General features: G+C 55.2%; 15 protein-coding genes. 14 read left to right on the top strand and 1 reads right to left on the bottom strand.

The features are described 5' to 3' along the window. The first annotated feature begins 127 nt into the window (after nucleotides 1-127). From argS to tatC, 12 genes are all read left to right on the top strand, one after another. Nucleotides 128-1,813: an arginine--tRNA ligase gene (argS, locus tag HUO07_RS03005; protein WP_176302324.1), complete on the top strand. Its 1,686-nt coding sequence runs from the start codon at nucleotides 128-130 to the stop codon at nucleotides 1,811-1,813. A 3-nt stretch (nucleotides 1,814-1,816) separates the two neighbouring features. Then, complete coding sequence (locus HUO07_RS03000; protein ID WP_176302323.1) at nucleotides 1,817-2,551, top strand: SPOR domain-containing protein; 735 nt, start codon at nucleotides 1,817-1,819, stop codon at nucleotides 2,549-2,551. Between the two features lie 159 nt (nucleotides 2,552-2,710). After that, nucleotides 2,711-3,244: an ATP-dependent protease subunit HslV gene (gene hslV / locus HUO07_RS02995; protein WP_008957546.1), complete on the top strand. Its 534-nt coding sequence runs from the start codon at nucleotides 2,711-2,713 to the stop codon at nucleotides 3,242-3,244. Nucleotides 3,245-3,295: 51 nt separating this feature from the next. Next, the gene (gene hslU / locus HUO07_RS02990; RefSeq protein ID WP_035562091.1) at nucleotides 3,296-4,618 is read left to right on the top strand and encodes an ATP-dependent protease ATPase subunit HslU; all 1,323 of its coding nucleotides are present in this window, start codon (nucleotides 3,296-3,298) and stop codon (nucleotides 4,616-4,618) included. A gap of 112 nt (nucleotides 4,619-4,730) precedes the next feature. Beyond that, entirely contained in the window at nucleotides 4,731-5,114 is a 384-nt protein-coding gene (locus HUO07_RS02985) for a gamma-butyrobetaine hydroxylase family protein (protein WP_035562088.1), read from the top strand. Between the two features lie 161 nt (nucleotides 5,115-5,275). Further along, the gene (ubiE, locus tag HUO07_RS02980) at nucleotides 5,276-6,031 is read left to right on the top strand and encodes a bifunctional demethylmenaquinone methyltransferase/2-methoxy-6-polyprenyl-1,4-benzoquinol methylase UbiE (RefSeq protein WP_035562085.1); all 756 of its coding nucleotides are present in this window, start codon (nucleotides 5,276-5,278) and stop codon (nucleotides 6,029-6,031) included. 31 nt (nucleotides 6,032-6,062) lie between these two features. Continuing rightward, complete coding sequence (locus HUO07_RS02975; protein WP_176302322.1) at nucleotides 6,063-6,722, top strand: ubiquinone biosynthesis accessory factor UbiJ; 660 nt, start codon at nucleotides 6,063-6,065, stop codon at nucleotides 6,720-6,722. Beyond that, nucleotides 6,719-8,341 carry a ubiquinone biosynthesis regulatory protein kinase UbiB gene (gene ubiB, locus HUO07_RS02970; RefSeq protein WP_176302321.1) on the top strand — a complete coding sequence of 541 codons (1,623 nt, stop codon included), beginning with the start codon at nucleotides 6,719-6,721 and terminating at the stop codon, nucleotides 8,339-8,341. The genes HUO07_RS02975 and ubiB overlap by 4 nt, the downstream gene beginning before the upstream one ends. A 31-nt stretch (nucleotides 8,342-8,372) precedes the next feature. Continuing rightward, nucleotides 8,373-8,765 carry a phosphoribosyl-ATP diphosphatase gene (locus tag HUO07_RS02965; RefSeq protein ID WP_217908763.1) on the top strand — a complete coding sequence of 131 codons (393 nt, stop codon included), beginning with the start codon at nucleotides 8,373-8,375 and terminating at the stop codon, nucleotides 8,763-8,765. A 76-nt stretch (nucleotides 8,766-8,841) separates the two neighbouring features. Continuing rightward, nucleotides 8,842-9,120, top strand: coding sequence for a Sec-independent protein translocase subunit TatA (gene tatA / locus HUO07_RS02960; RefSeq protein ID WP_035562075.1), 279 nt, complete (start codon nucleotides 8,842-8,844; stop codon nucleotides 9,118-9,120). 3 nt (nucleotides 9,121-9,123) lie between these two features. After that, entirely contained in the window at nucleotides 9,124-9,609 is a 486-nt protein-coding gene (gene tatB, locus HUO07_RS02955) for a Sec-independent protein translocase protein TatB (RefSeq protein WP_176302320.1), read from the top strand. Continuing rightward, complete coding sequence (gene tatC / locus HUO07_RS02950) at nucleotides 9,606-10,397, top strand: twin-arginine translocase subunit TatC (protein ID WP_176302319.1); 792 nt, start codon at nucleotides 9,606-9,608, stop codon at nucleotides 10,395-10,397. The genes tatB and tatC overlap by 4 nt, the downstream gene beginning before the upstream one ends. Before the next feature lie 101 nt (nucleotides 10,398-10,498). Here the strand turns inward: tatC and elbB are convergent, their stop codons facing one another. Then, nucleotides 10,499-11,158, bottom strand: coding sequence for an isoprenoid biosynthesis glyoxalase ElbB (gene elbB / locus HUO07_RS02945; RefSeq protein WP_035562066.1), 660 nt, complete (start codon nucleotides 11,156-11,158; stop codon nucleotides 10,499-10,501). Nucleotides 11,159-11,326: 168 nt separating this feature from the next. Between elbB and hemB the strand changes: the two genes are divergently transcribed. Next, nucleotides 11,327-12,337 carry a porphobilinogen synthase gene (gene hemB, locus HUO07_RS02940; RefSeq protein ID WP_035562063.1) on the top strand — a complete coding sequence of 337 codons (1,011 nt, stop codon included), beginning with the start codon at nucleotides 11,327-11,329 and terminating at the stop codon, nucleotides 12,335-12,337. 121 nt (nucleotides 12,338-12,458) lie between these two features. After that, complete coding sequence (ppk1, locus tag HUO07_RS02935; RefSeq protein WP_035562061.1) at nucleotides 12,459-14,648, top strand: polyphosphate kinase 1; 2,190 nt, start codon at nucleotides 12,459-12,461, stop codon at nucleotides 14,646-14,648. Nucleotides 14,649-14,703: the final 55 nt, after the last annotated feature.

The raw sequence follows: 14,703 nt of genomic DNA, 5'->3' as shown, positions 1-14,703 counted from the left end.
TAAATAGGGGCTCACCATCACGCGGCTTTGAAACTGCGGCTCAATTGCTGATAATAGCCGCTTTATCGACGCACCTTTACAGCTGCGCGTTAGCACACGCCGCCACCGACGACACCCGGATACCTAAATGAAAGACACGATAGTTTCTCTGCTCGAAGGCGCGATCACTGCGCTCAAGCACCAAGGCGTGCTGCCGAACGACCTTCAACCCACGATCAAAGTCGACCCCACCAAAGACAAAGCCCACGGCGATTACGCCACTAATCTAGCGCTGATGCTGGCCAAACCGGCAGGCAAAAATCCGCGTGAATTAGCCACTATGCTGGTGGCCGCGCTCCCCGAAAGCGACGCGATCCAGAATACCGAGATCGCGGGCCCCGGTTTTATCAACTTTTTCGCTGCCGCCGATGCCGCGGCGCAAATCGTTGCCCAAGTACTCGACTGCGGCGATACCTTTGGCCGCAGCCTGATCGGCAAGGGTGAAAAAGTGCAGGTGGAGTTCGTTTCCGCCAACCCCACTGGCCCGCTGCACGTTGGCCACGGCCGGGGCGCGGCGATTGGTGACTGTTTATGCCGCCTGCTCGAAGCCACCGGCTATGACGTGACCCGCGAGTTCTACTACAACGACGCAGGTGCCCAGATCGCCAACCTCGCCCGCTCGGTACAAGCGCGTGTAAAAGGCTTGGGCCCTGACGACGCCAGCTGGCCGGAAGACGGCTATCGCGGTGAGTATATCGTCGATGTCGCCAACGATTACCTGGCAGGTAAAACGGTCAGCGCCGATGACCGCGAAGTCACCGCCAAAAAAGATCCTGACGACCTGGACGCGATACAAGAGTTTGCCGTCGCGTGGCTGCGCCGTGAGCAGGATCTCGACTTAAAAGCCTTTGGTGTAGAGTTCGATGTCTATTTCTTAGAGTCGTCGCTCTACGAAGATGGCAAGGTGGATGCCACCGTTGAGAAGCTGGTAAACGCTGGACACACCTATGAAGAAGATGGCGCCATGTGGCTGCGCACCACCGATTTCGGTGATGACAAAGACCGCGTGATGCGCAAACAGGACGGTGGCTACACCTACTTCCTACCCGATGTGGCCTACCACCTGGACAAGTGGCAGCGCGGCTTCAAAACCGTAATTAACGAGCAGGGTGCCGATCACCACTCCACCGTTACCCGTGTGCGCGCTGGTTTACAGGCGCTGGAAGTGGGCATTCCCAAAGGCTGGCCCGACTACGTGCTCCACCAGATGGTGATGGTCACCCGCTCCGGCGTCGAGGTAAAACTCTCCAAGCGCGCCGGTAGCTATGTCACCGTGCGCGACTTGATCGACGAAGTCGGCCGCGATGCCACGCGTTTTTTCCTCGCCGCCCGCCGCGCTGACTCCCAGCTCACCTTTGATATCGACCTGGCGCGCTCGCAGTCGAACGACAACCCGGTTTATTACATTCAATACGCGCACGCTCGGGTATGCAGCATGCTGCGCAAAGCACAGGATGCCGACCAGCCGTTTGATCATGCATTAGCCATAGCCAATCTAGCCCTGCTGGATAGCGATCAGGAAAAAGCCGTTCTTAACCGCTTGGCACGCTTCCCTGAAGTGGTGGAGACCGCTGCTAGAAACCGCGAACCACAGCAGGTTGCCCAGTATTTGCTCGATCTTTCCGGCGATTTCCACACCTGCTATAACGCCGTCAAGGTAATGGTTGAGGACGACACCCTACGCAACACGCGCTTGGCGCTTGGCCTCGCTACCCGTCAAGTGCTGCGCAATGGGCTTGATTTAATGGGGGTTAGCGCCCCAGAGGAGATGTAATCAATGGCTAGCCCGCGTAAAAAGCCCGCCTCCCGCCGCGGAGCCACTTCGCAGCGCAAATCCCCCCGTAGCTCTGGTGGCGGCTTTCGCCTTCCTGGTTGGCTATGGGGCTTGGTCGGCATGGCGGCAGGTTTTTTCTTGGCTCAACACCAGCACGGCACCGCGCCTTGGCAAGAGCAGAGCGAAGCGCCTCAGGCTACGGTTCTGCCCAAACCCGCGGGTAGTGAGGAGCGCGCTGCGGCTCGGGAAACCGAAGAGGCCGCTGAGCCATCAATGCCGACCTTTGAGTTTTATACACTACTGCCGGAAACCGAGGTCATTGCCCCTGGCGTCACGCTGCCGTCAAGCGTTGTGCGCCCGGAAGTTCCCCAGCAAGAGGCCGAGAGCGATACCGCCTCTGGCTCGACCAGCGACGACCCCATCGCCCAGGTCATTGCCGCTAACACCCGGCCTGAAGACCAGATTTCAGCAGCCCAGGAGAGTGAAGCGGCTACCAACACTCCCGGGCGCTATATGCTTCAAGCCGCTTCATTTCGTGAGGCAAGTGACGCCGAACAGCTGCGCGGCCGACTGCGCAATTTAAGCCTGTTGGCGGAAGTTAGCGAAGTCCAGGCGGATGGCAATACCTGGCACCGTGTTCAAGTGGGGCCTTACGAGGATACCCGGGAGCTGAACCGCGCTCAGGATTTAATGAACACCCAGGGTATCGAACCACTACTTATCCAGCTGCAGAACTAATAATCCCATCTTGAATACCCTGCGGGCGGTTGATTTTTTATCAGCCGCCCGCATTTTGTTGTGAACGCTTACACAATGGTCGCTTCCAGAAGCAGTATGTTAAAGAGCAAGTGATCTGCCAGTCATCGGGAGCGCGCCTCCCACCAAGGAGTTATCTCCATGACCACTATTGTCTCCGTTCGTCGTGGTAACCAGGTCGCCCTCGCCGGCGACGGTCAAGTTTCGCTGGGCAATACCGTAATGAAGGGTAACGCCAGCAAAGTACGCCGCCTCTACCGCGGCAAAGTACTGGCCGGGTTTGCCGGTGGCACCGCAGATGCGTTCACGCTATTTGAGCGCTTTGAAGCGCAGTTGGAAAAATACCAAGGGCATCTCACCAAAGCAGCTGTCGAGCTCGCCAAAGACTGGCGCACCGACCGGGCGCTGCGCCGTTTAGAAGCACTGCTGGCCGTGGCTGACCATAGCGCCTCATTAATCATTACCGGTAACGGTGATGTGGTCGAGCCTGAGCGCGGCATTATTGCGATTGGCTCTGGTGGCAACTTCGCCCAAGCCAGCGCCCGAGCGCTGTTAGAAAATACCGAGCTTTCGGCGCGTGAAATTACTGAGAAATCGCTGGCGATCGCTGGTGATATCTGTGTGTTTACCAATCATCACGTGACGCTCGAAGAGCTGTCGATTGACGGTCGCTAATCATTTTACGCGACTCGCAAACGCCGCTCATTGCCCACAAAGGTTACTTATATGACTCAGATGACACCCCGCGAAATTGTTCACGCTCTAGACCAGTACATTATTGGCCAGCAAGATGCTAAACGCGCCGTTGCAATCGCCCTGCGTAACCGCTGGCGCCGCATGCAGCTCGATGACGACTTGCGCCCAGAAGTCACGCCTAAGAACATTCTGATGATTGGCCCCACCGGTGTGGGTAAAACCGAGATTGCCCGCCGTTTGGCCAAGCTGGCCAAAGCACCGTTTATTAAAGTTGAAGCGACCAAGTTCACCGAAGTCGGCTATGTTGGCCGTGACGTTGAGTCGATTATTCGCGACTTGATGGAAGCCGCGATTAAGATGGTGCGCGAACAGGCGAAAGAAGAAGTTGGCAACCGTGCCGCGGATGCCGCCGAAGATCGGGTTCTAGATGCCCTTCTTCCGCCTCCCCGTGGCCAGGAAGATAAGCCACGTGAAGAAGGCAGCACTCGCCAGTCCTTCCGTAAAAAATTGCGTGAAGGCCAACTGGACGATAAAGAGATCGATATTGAAATATCCTCTCACGGCCAAGGCATCGATATCATGACCCCGCCGGGCATGGAAGAGATGACCAGCCAACTGCAGAGCATGTTCTCCAACATGGGTCAGCAGAAGCGTGAGAATCGCCGCGTAACGGTCAAAGAAGCGCTGGTTCTGCTACGTGATGAAGAAGCTGGCAAGCTAGTCAACGAGGAAGAGATCAAGGCTCGCGCGGTCTACTCGGTAGAGCAGCACGGCATCGTCTTCCTGGATGAGATCGACAAGGTGGCCAAGGGCAGCGGCCAATCCAGCGGCGGCGAAGTCTCTCGCGAAGGCGTTCAACGCGACCTGCTGCCGCTGATCGAAGGCTCTACTGTTTCGACCAAGTACGGCATGGTCAAAACCGATCACATTCTGTTTATCGCTTCTGGCGCCTTCCACCTATCGCGCCCGTCCGACCTTATTCCTGAGTTACAGGGCCGCCTGCCGATTCGTGTAGAGCTTGATGCACTGACGCCCAACGACTTCAAACGCATCCTCACCGAGCCCTCTGCCTCGCTGACCAAGCAGTATCAGGCGCTCCTGGCGACAGAAGGTCTTGATGTGGAGTTTACTCCCGACGGTATCGAGCGCATCGCGCAGATCTCTTGGCAGGTCAATGAAGGCACTGAAAACATCGGCGCCCGCCGCCTGCACACGGTAATGGAGCGGTTGTTAGAAGAAGCCTCCTTCAAAGGCGGCGATATGGAGAGCCCGCTGGTCATCGACGCTGATTACGTCAATGCCCAGCTTGGCGAACTGGCGGTCGACGAAGACCTGTCGCGGTATATTTTGTAAGTTGCGCCTGCGGTTATTATCAGCGCTGGTATCGTCAGCAACAGCAAGCCCGCTCTTCGCGGGCTTGCTGCTATGACATTTAGCCATGGACACTTAGCCATGAGGTCTCATCATGAACGCCCCTACCCCCACTCGTGTTCACTACCATAAGCAGTCCCGTGAGCTGGAACTTGGCTACGCCACTGGTGAGAGCTTTCGCCTCCCGGTTGAGTTTTTACGCGTCTACTCGCCGTCTGCCGAAGTGCGCGGCCACGGTGGCGACACCGCCGTTCTCCAGGTAGGTAAAAAAGATGTCGGCCTGCAGAATATTACCCAGGCAGGCAACTACGCGCTGAAGCTTCACTTTGACGACGGTCATGACAGTGGGCTGTTTAGCTGGAACTACTTATACGATCTGGCTACTCACCAGGAAGCTTACTGGAACAATTACTTACAGCGCTTAGAAGACGCCGGTGCCTCGCGCGAGCCGGCCAGCATTCAATTCAAGCAACTGTGATGGCATGACTCACACCCCTGCAACAAACTAGGCAGGGACGCTAGGCAGACAAGCCAGGGCGGACAAGGCTACAATGACGCTAACTTTTTAATCGCGTCGGCCCTCAGTCAAAAGACCAAAGGTCGATCTGCCATCGCCTAAAATTCGGGAGCTACCGCCCAATGAGCCCCACAGAAAAACGCACGACTCATTTTGGTTACCAGGAAGTACCGGTTGATGAGAAAGCGTCACGAGTAGCTGACGTATTCCACTCGGTAGCCGCCCGCTACGACGTAATGAACGACTTGATGTCGATGGGTATCCATCGGGTTTGGAAACGCATGACTATTGAGCGCGCTGGTGTGCGCCCTGGCCACCACGTGCTTGATATCGCTGGCGGTACGGGCGACTTAACCCTCAAGTTTTCCCGCCTGGTTGGCCCGCGTGGCAAGGTAGTGCTGGCGGATATCAACGCCTCGATGCTCAAAGTCGGCCGCGACAAGCTGATGGATAACGGCGTCGGCGGCAACGTAGAGTACGTTCAAGCCAATGCCGAAAACCTGCCGTTTCCCGATAATAGCTTCGACTGCATTACGATCGCTTTTGGGCTGCGCAATGTCACCGACAAAGACGCTGCGCTGCGCTCTATGGCGCGCGTTCTTAAACCTGGTGGGCGCCTGTTGGTATTAGAGTTCTCCAAACCCAACAATCCTTTGCTGTCTAAGGCTTACGACGAGTACTCCTTCCGCCTGCTGCCCAAAATGGGCGAACTGGTGGCGGGGGACGGCGAAAGTTACCGCTATTTGGCGGAGTCGATTCGGATGCACCCCGACCAGGAAACGCTCAAAGCCATGATGGAAGCTGCCGGGCTAGAGCGGGTCGAGTACACCAATCTGACGGGCGGTATCGTTGCACTACACCGCGGCATTAAGCTATGAGACTTCAGACGCTACAGACCCAGAGGCCAGCATGCTGGTAACCCCGACCCTGCTGTTGGCCGGATGTGAACGCACGCTCAATGCCCTACTCGCCCGCGACCCGGCAGCCCCCGCACGGCTGGCAGCGCTGGTGGGCAGCCGTTTGCTTATACGCCTGGAGCAGCCACATCTTGAGCTTGTGATCCACTATCACCACGCAGGCTTAGACCTGATGCGTGGCGAAGGTGTTGATGAAACCGAGGTAGATGCGGTCGTCGAGCTAACTCCGGAAACATTTTCAGAGTGGATCAGCGGCGCCTCGATTGAGCGGCTAATGTTCGATGGCAAACTGGCCGTGCGTGGGCGCATCCATCTGCTTGAAGCGACCCGCGAGCTGCTTTTCGATTTAAACATTGATTGGGAAAGCGAGCTGGCCCGCTGGCTTGGCGATATGCCCGCTCACTCGCTGGCCGAAGGGGTGCGTCGCGCCGCTCGTTGGGGGCTGCGTGCCAAAGATGAACTGATGCAGGATGTTTCTGAATATGTCTTTGAAGAAGCCCGCCTGCTACCCGGACAGCAACAGCGCAACGTGCTGCGCGATCACTTAACCGAACTGGAAATCGCCACCGATCGTCTGGAAGCGCGCTTTAACCGCTTGCAGCGCAAGCTGACGCAACCACCGCAGAGCGCCTCTCAGGAGCCACGCCTATGAGCCTGCGCCTGCTACGGATTAGCTGGGTAATCACGCGCCACCGGCTAGACACATTACTGCCGCTGGAACGCTTGCCCTGGTGGCTGCGGACGCTGCTGTGGTTTTCACCGTTACGCCTAGTGCCGATCGGCAAGCGATCGCGGGGTGAACGCCTGCGCTTGGCGTTAGAGGCGCTAGGGCCAATTTTCATTAAATTCGGGCAGATGCTCTCGACCCGCCGCGACCTGCTACCGGCAGATATCGCCGATGAGCTAAAGCGCCTTCAGGATCAGGTGCCGCCTTTTCCCGGTGATCTTGCCGCTGCCCGCGTCGAGAAAGAGCTGGAAATGTCGCTGGCGGATGCCTTTGCTGAATTTGACCACGTACCGCTCGCCTCTGCATCGATTGCCCAGGTACACGCAGCAAGGCTGCACGGCGGTGAAGACGTAGTGGTAAAAATCATTCGTCCCGGCATTGATCGCGTCATGCGTCAGGACATGGCGCTGATGTACCAAGTCGCCAAGCTATTTTCCAAAATCCCCGAAGCGCGACGTTTGCGCCCGGTGGAAGTCATCCGCGACTACGAAGCCACGTTGTTTGATGAGCTGGATCTCTATAAAGAAGCCGCCAACACCTCGCAGCTTAAACGTAACTTTAAAGACTCACCGCTGCTATTTGTACCTACCATCTATTGGCCCTTCACCCGCCGCCACGTGATGGTTCAAGAGCGCATTCGCGGCATACCGGTCGCCGATTTAGACACGCTAATTGCTCGTGGCACGAACCTTAAAAAGCTCGCAGAGCGCGGCGTTGAGCTTTTCTTTACCCAGGTATTTCGTGACAACTTCTTCCACGCGGATATGCACCCCGGCAATATCTTTGTTAACTGTGACAACCCCGAAGACCCGCAGTACATCGCCATCGACTGCGGCATCGTGGGCAGCCTGACCCGAGAGGATCAGGACTATTTGGCGCGCAACTTATTGGCATTTTTTCACCAAGACTATTACGAAGTCGCCGCACTGCATATTGAGTCCGGCTGGGTGGGTGAAAATACTCGCGCCAATGAGTTCGCAGCCGCTATTCGGACCGTCTGCGAGCCTATTTTAGAGAAACCGCTGAAAGACATCTCCTTTGGCCAAGTGCTCCTGGGTCTGTTTCAAACCGCGCGACGCTTTAATATGGAAGTGCAGCCGCAGTTGGTTCTATTGCAGAAAACGCTGCTCAATATTGAAGGCTTAGGGCGCCAGCTCTATCCTGACCTGGACCTTTGGAGCACCGCCAAGCCGTATTTAGAGCAGTGGATGAAAGAGCGTGCGGGTGTCAGCGGTTTATGGGAATCACTCAAGCGACAGGCACCGGAGCTTTCACACCAGCTACCTGAATTGCCTGTACTGGCGCACCAAGCGCTCAGCCGCATGGAGCATGAGCATCGTCAACGTCATCAGCAGGTGGACTCCATCAACGCCATGCGCGTACAGATGGTGCGGCAGGGCAAGCGGCTTTACCGCCTGCGCCTGGGTTTGATTCTGCTGGCACTGGCACTGGCTTGGCAGCCATTAAGCGGTTGGATTGAGCTCCAGGAGTGGCCAATACTGGCTGCCGCTGCGATTGGCCTCTTACTGCTGGTATGGCAATAGCGCAGTGCATTAAACGTTTATAAGGATTCCCATGGACAGCAACTCATTATCGCCTGACAATTTACCAACCAACACTTTTTCGACAAACAGTGCGTCTGTGCTGGATACTCTCAATGAGGTACTAAAGCAGCGGCGACACGCAGCAGCAGAAGATTCTTATGTTGCCTCCTTGCATCATAAGGGTTTGAACAAGATACTCGAAAAGATTGGCGAAGAAGCGACTGAAACAGTGCTTGCGGCAAAAGATGCGGAGCACGGTGGTGAGGCTGAGCGCCAAGCGTTGATTTCTGAAACTGCCGACCTGTGGTTTCATAGTATGGTGATGCTGTCGCACCTGGGGATGGATCATCAGGCTGTTTTAGACGAACTGGCGCGACGCGTTGGCATTTCCGGGCACGAAGAAAAAGCGTCTCGTCAGCCATAGCGGTCACAGAAACTGTCGTATAGTGATAACCAAGCTGGAAAAAAGATAGTCAACCTGCTCCCATGAGGAAACGCATATGTTAGGTGGTATTAGTATTTGGCAGTTGCTGATTGTCCTGGGCATCATCATCCTGGTTTTCGGCACCAAAAAACTGCGTAATGTGGGCACCGACCTAGGCGGGGCGGTCAAGGGCTTCAAGAAAGCCATGCACGATGAAGAGAAAAATAAAGAGACGGATAAAGAAGACGCTGACCAACCGCATGCCAAAGTGAGCCATGAAGAACCTGGCAACACTTATGACGTTCAAGCCGAAGAGAAACAGGCCGCCAACGAACGTAACGAAGAGCGCAAATAAACCATGCTGGATATCGGCTTTCTTGAACTAATGCTCATTGGCATCGTCGGGCTGTTGGTGCTTGGCCCGGAGCGGCTGCCTAGGGCCGCCCGCACGACGGGTATGTGGATTGGCAAAATCAAGCGCACGGTATCCGGCATGCAGCGTGAAATTAGCGCTCAGCTTGAAGCAGAAGAGTTACGCCAAAAGCTTAACGAACAGCAGAAGAAGCTCGACGATAGCTTGAAAAAAGCCAAGCTGGATGTAGAGAGTATTGCCGATACCCCTTCTACTCCTCGGTCAGCGCCAGCAACCAAGGCGACGCAGAGCGAGACAGAGCAGCGCGTCGCCAAGGCGAGCTCCCGATTGGATGACGCCCTGCAAACGGTACGTGAAGAAACGCCTCCTTCATCCTCATCGCCTTCCTCGGCAGTGCCCGAAGACGCGGCAGAACCTGAGCCGACTGAATCTCAAAAGGCTGCATCAAATAAGGACCGTAACCACCAATGAGTATGTCTGGCGATTCAAAGGAGCCGCGTGAAGACCAAAGCCAAGCCCCTCTTATTGAGCACCTGATTGAACTACGTTCACGGTTGATGCGCGCCGTGATCGTGATTCTGGTGGTCTTTTTGGGCCTTTATTCGTTTGCCAATGATATTTATACCTTCGTCGCCGAGCCGTTAATGGATCTGCTGCCCGCAGGCTCGCAAATGATCGCCACAGAAGTGGCTTCGCCATTCTTAGCGCCATTTAAGCTTACCTTGGTCGTCGCGGTGTTTATCGCCATTCCCTTTGTGTTGCATCAGGCCTGGGCGTTTATCGCGCCGGGGCTTTACGACAATGAAAAAGCACTGGCGATCCCGATACTGGTCTCAAGCATTGCGCTGTTCTATGGCGGTGCGGCGTTTGCCTATTACGTGGTTTTTCCGCTGCTGTTTGAGTTTTTCACCCAAACCGGGCCGGACAACATCGCGATAATGACCGACATTAACCAGTATTTGAACTTCGTTCTTAAGCTGTTTTTTGCTTTCGGGGTGGCGTTTGAAATTCCTATTGCGACCTTCCTGCTTATCCTCTCTGGCGCCACGACGGTGGAAAGCCTTTCTAAAAAACGCCCCTATATCCTTTTAGGCTGCTTTGTCGTCGGTATGCTGCTAACCCCGCCTGATGTGATTTCCCAAAGCCTGCTGGCAATCCCCATGTACCTACTTTACGAAGTGGGGCTACTGTTTGGCCGTTTGGTGCGCAAACGCAAAGAAGAGAAAGAGGCTGATGAAGAGCAAGAAGCCGATCTCTAAGCGGATCAGCGCAGCACGCAGATACTGAAAAAGCCGTCGCCATTAACCATGGCGACGGCTTTCTTATCTGCAATACGATGTTCTAAAATGCAACGGCGTACTTAATCCATCATTTCAGCAATACGATCTACCAATTTAAAGATACCAGTGGCCGCTTCACTAATGCGCTTTGCCAGCATATAAGCAGGAGTGGTCACCACGCGGTGCTCAAGGTCGACGACAATATCTTCTACTGCACAGCTGCGGTGCAACCCGCCCATGGCACTAATCGCCCCGGAAACCGCCGGATCATTACCCACGGTCACTGCAATACCGTCACCCAATAGACGGGGCACCAGTACGGGGGAAATACACATCAAGCCAATGGGTTTGGCCTCTTGACGAAAACCAAACAGCGACTCTTTTAGTGCTTCCAGCACCTGCATATTGTCGCTGGCACTGGCGAAATCCGACAGATTTTTGGCGACACCGAAACCACCGGGCACAATCACTGCATCGAAGTTATCAGCGTCTAGCTCACTCAATGGGCGGATGTTTCCACGCGCCAAGCGGGCAGACTCCTGCAGCACATTACGCTGTTCACCTTCCGCCACCTCTTGCGTGAGGTGATTGATAACGTGATGCTGTTCTATATCCGGGGCAAAACAGTGGTAACCAATACCCAACTGATCCAAGCGCAACAGCGTTAACGTCGTCTCATATATCTCTGAACCATCATAAACGCCGCAGCCAGCTAAAATCACCGCCACCTGTTTGGTCATGCCTATCTCCTTATCCCAGGGTCTGCCGATCGCAATACAGCAAAGCAATTGCTCACTTTAGTCAGTCTACCTTGTTGTCACAAGACGGCTTTCGCCGCAGGGCATGGCTGATATACTCCATTCAGACCTTCGGGCACACTCATTTGCGTTCCTTAATGGAGACACCCCTTGAGCATACCTACCCCCCGTCACTTCCCCGCCACACGCATGCGTCGAATGCGCCGCGATGATTTTTCACGCCGCTTGATGCAGGAGAACAGCCTTAGCCCGTCAGATTTGATCCTGCCGGTGTTTGTACTGGAAGGCGACAACCAGCGTGAAGCGGTGGCCTCAATGCCCGGTGTGGAGCGGCTCTCGATCGACCTACTGATTGAGCAAGCCCGCGAAGCTTATCAACTGGGCATCCCTGCGTTGGCGCTTTTTCCAGTTGTCGGCCCTGAGCACAAAACTGAGTTAGCCGAAGAGGCCTATAGCGCCAGCGGCTTAGTACAGCGTAGCGTGCGCGCCCTTAAAGCAGCCCTGCCCGAACTCGGCATTATCACCGACGTGGCGCTCGACCCGTATACCAGCCACGGCCAGGACGGCATTCTTGATGAACACGGCTACGTGCAGAATGACCGCACGGTGGATACGCTGCTTAAACAGGCACTCTCCCATGCCGAAGCGGGCGCTGACGTGGTGGCGCCTTCCGACATGATGGATGGGCGTATCGGCGCGATCCGCCAAGTGTTGGAACAGGAACATCTCCACAACGTGCGGATTATGGCTTATAGCGCCAAGTATGCCTCCCACTACTATGGGCCCTTCCGCGATGCCGTTGGCTCAGCCACCAACTTGGGCAAAGCCGACAAACGCACCTATCAAATGGACCCTGCCAACAGCGATGAAGCATTGCATGAAGTAGCCATGGACATCGCCGAAGGCGCCGACATGGTGATGGTCAAGCCGGGTATGCCTTACCTGGATGTCGTTCGCCGTGTAAAAGCTGAGCTAAAAGTGCCGACTTTCGCTTATCAAGTCAGCGGTGAGTACGCCATGCATCGCGCCGCCTTCGACAATGGCTGGCTGGAAGCGGAACCGGTGATTTTGGAATCATTGATGTGCTTCAAACGAGCAGGTGCCGATGGAATTTTGACCTATTTCGCTCTCGACGCAGCGCGTTTATTACAGCGCCACTAAACTACTGCGACAAAGATGACAACAAGGTGACACTTGTTTGTCATCTTCTCCCCGCATACTGCCTTCCTATACAAGTATCAGGCTATGATACCTTCGAGCCATCAACGCGGGGAGATCCACTATGGACGAGCAAGCGACAGATTCTTTACCATTATCGTCTACTGATCAAACCAGCAGCGACGGCGATATGCCGCTACGAATTAACCGCACCCCCACCGGGGTTCAAGCGCGTGACACGTTGCCTGAAACCGACCTTGACGACACTCAGCTTTACTTCAATCGCGAGCTGTCGCATCTACAGTTCAATATCCGCGTGCTGGAACAAGCGCTAGACGATGCCCACCCGTTGCTCAACCGCTTGATGTTCTTGCTGATTTTCTCATCCAATATGGATGAGTTTTTCGAAATTCGCGTAGCGGGATTAAAGCACCAGATCGCCCTTGGCGACGACACCACCGCGGCCGATGGCCGACTGCCTAAAGCCGTATTGGCCGAGATTTCTCAGATCGCACATACGCAAATTGATCGCCAGTATCAAATACTCAACGATACCTTGTTGCCCGCCCTGGAGACTCATGGGTTGCGCTTTCGTCGTCGCGATCAGTGGACTGATCAACAAAAGGCCTGGACGCGGGCGTTTTTCGATAACGAAATTATGCCGGTTATTAGCCCCATCGGTCTCGACCCTTCGCATCCCTTCCCGCGTCTGGTCAATAAAAGTCTTAACTTTATTGTTGAGCTGGAAGGCAAAGATGCCTTTGGCCGCGCCGGAGGTATGGCTATTCTACCAGCCCCACGCTCGCTGCCTCGCTTAATGGCGCTACCGAAGGAGTTATGCGAAGAGGGTTTCTCCGAGTATGTGTTCCTGTCCTCGATGATTCATGCCCATGCCGATGAGCTATTTCCCGGCATGCGCGTGCGCGGCTGTTACCAGTTCCGTTTGACCCGCAATGCGGATATGAGCGTTGACCCTGAGGAAGTCTCAGACCTTGCTTCCGCGCTGCGTGGCGAACTACTGGCACGCCGTTATGGCAGCGGTGTGCGGCTGGAAGTGGCGGACAGCTGCCCCGATGACTTAACTAATTTTCTGCTGCGTCAATTTGAGCTTGAGAGCGACGATTTATATCGGGTCAAAGGGCCGGTGAATTTAACCCGCATGATGTCAGTTCTGGGTGATGTGGACCGTCCAGAACTGCTCTATCGCCCGTTTACTCCCAGCATTCCGAAAGCGCTCAAAGCGGGCAGCTTGTTCGATGCTATTGCTAAGAGTGACATTCTGCTCCATCACCCTTTTCAATCATTTACTCCGATTGAAGACCTGCTGCGCGAAGCCGCCCGCGACCCGCATGTACTGGCTATAAAGCAGACGCTATACCGTACGGGCTCAGACTCGCCTATCGTTAGCGCGCTGGTAGAAGCGGCTAGCCAGGGCAAAGAAGTCACCGTGGTCATTGAACTACGTGCGCGTTTTGATGAAGCCGATAATCTACAGCTGGCTTCTCGTTTGCAGGAAGCGGGGGCAATCGTTGTCTACGGCATTATGGCCTACAAGACTCACGCCAAGATGCTGCATATAGTACGCCGCGAAAAAGGCGAGCTGTGCTACTACGCGCACCTCGGCACCGGTAATTACCACTCAAAAACCGCCAAACTGTATACCGATTACAGCCTGCTGACTGCCAATAAAGCGCTGTGCGCCGATGTGCATAAAGTGTTTCAGCAGCTGTCGGGGATGGGCCGCGCACGCAAAATTGACACGCTGTTGCATGCGCCGTTCACGCTGCACGAGCGGCTAGTGGAAATGATTGACCGTGAAGCGCAGATAGCGCGCAAGGGTAAACGCGCCCATATCATCATTAAATGCAATTCGTTAACCGAGCCCAAACTTATCAAAGCGCTCTACCGTGCCTCCCAGGCGGGGGTTGAGTGCGATTTAATTATTCGCGGTATGTGCTGTTTGAAGCCAGGCGTGCCGGGGGTTTCCGAGAATATTCGTGTGCGCTCCATTATCGGCCGCCTGCTTGAACACACCCGCGTATTCCACTTTCACAATGATGGCAAGTCGGAAACTTGGTGCTCAAGCGCCGACTTTATGTCGCGCAATATGTTTCACCGTGTTGAAACCTGCTTCCCGCTGCTGGATAAGAAGCTCGCCACCCGTGTGCGCAAGGATCTCGAAACCTACATGGTGGATAACTGCCAGAGCTGGCTGCTACAGACCGACGGCAGCTACCAGCTTCAGGATCCAGGTAAAAGCGATGCCATCAGCGCCCAGGAAACCCTGCTCTACGCCTATGCTTCGAAAAGCTAAGTGTCGACAAGCTAGTTTTTAAGCCAAACCCCGCTTTTTAGCGGGGTTGATTCTG

Source organism: Vreelandella maris, assembly GCF_013371085.1.
GTDB classification, from domain to species: domain Bacteria; phylum Pseudomonadota; class Gammaproteobacteria; order Pseudomonadales; family Halomonadaceae; genus Vreelandella; species Vreelandella maris.
Note: the sequence above shows the minus strand (reverse complement) of the source record. Positions and strands in the feature narration are given on the sequence as shown.

What these genes read in the sequence shown, in the direction of transcription:
- hslV (WP_008957546.1), top strand. Translation starts at nt 2,711, where the DNA reads ATGACCACTATTGTCTCCGTTCGTCGTGGTAACCAGGTCGCCCTCGCC.
- HUO07_RS02965 (WP_217908763.1), top strand. Translation starts at nt 8,373, where the DNA reads ATGGACAGCAACTCATTATCGCCTGACAATTTACCAACCAACACTTTT.
- ubiE (WP_035562085.1), top strand. Translation starts at nt 5,276, where the DNA reads ATGAGCCCCACAGAAAAACGCACGACTCATTTTGGTTACCAGGAAGTA.
- HUO07_RS03000 (WP_176302323.1), top strand. Translation starts at nt 1,817, where the DNA reads ATGGCTAGCCCGCGTAAAAAGCCCGCCTCCCGCCGCGGAGCCACTTCG.
- tatA (WP_035562075.1), top strand. Translation starts at nt 8,842, where the DNA reads ATGTTAGGTGGTATTAGTATTTGGCAGTTGCTGATTGTCCTGGGCATC.
- elbB (WP_035562066.1), bottom strand. Translation starts at nt 11,158, where the DNA reads ATGACCAAACAGGTGGCGGTGATTTTAGCTGGCTGCGGCGTTTATGAT.
- tatB (WP_176302320.1), top strand. Translation starts at nt 9,124, where the DNA reads ATGCTGGATATCGGCTTTCTTGAACTAATGCTCATTGGCATCGTCGGG.
- HUO07_RS02985 (WP_035562088.1), top strand. Translation starts at nt 4,731, where the DNA reads ATGAACGCCCCTACCCCCACTCGTGTTCACTACCATAAGCAGTCCCGT.
- argS (WP_176302324.1), top strand. Translation starts at nt 128, where the DNA reads ATGAAAGACACGATAGTTTCTCTGCTCGAAGGCGCGATCACTGCGCTC.
- HUO07_RS02975 (WP_176302322.1), top strand. Translation starts at nt 6,063, where the DNA reads ATGCTGGTAACCCCGACCCTGCTGTTGGCCGGATGTGAACGCACGCTC.
- ppk1 (WP_035562061.1), top strand. Translation starts at nt 12,459, where the DNA reads ATGGACGAGCAAGCGACAGATTCTTTACCATTATCGTCTACTGATCAA.
- hslU (WP_035562091.1), top strand. Translation starts at nt 3,296, where the DNA reads ATGACTCAGATGACACCCCGCGAAATTGTTCACGCTCTAGACCAGTAC.
- ubiB (WP_176302321.1), top strand. Translation starts at nt 6,719, where the DNA reads ATGAGCCTGCGCCTGCTACGGATTAGCTGGGTAATCACGCGCCACCGG.
- tatC (WP_176302319.1), top strand. Translation starts at nt 9,606, where the DNA reads ATGAGTATGTCTGGCGATTCAAAGGAGCCGCGTGAAGACCAAAGCCAA.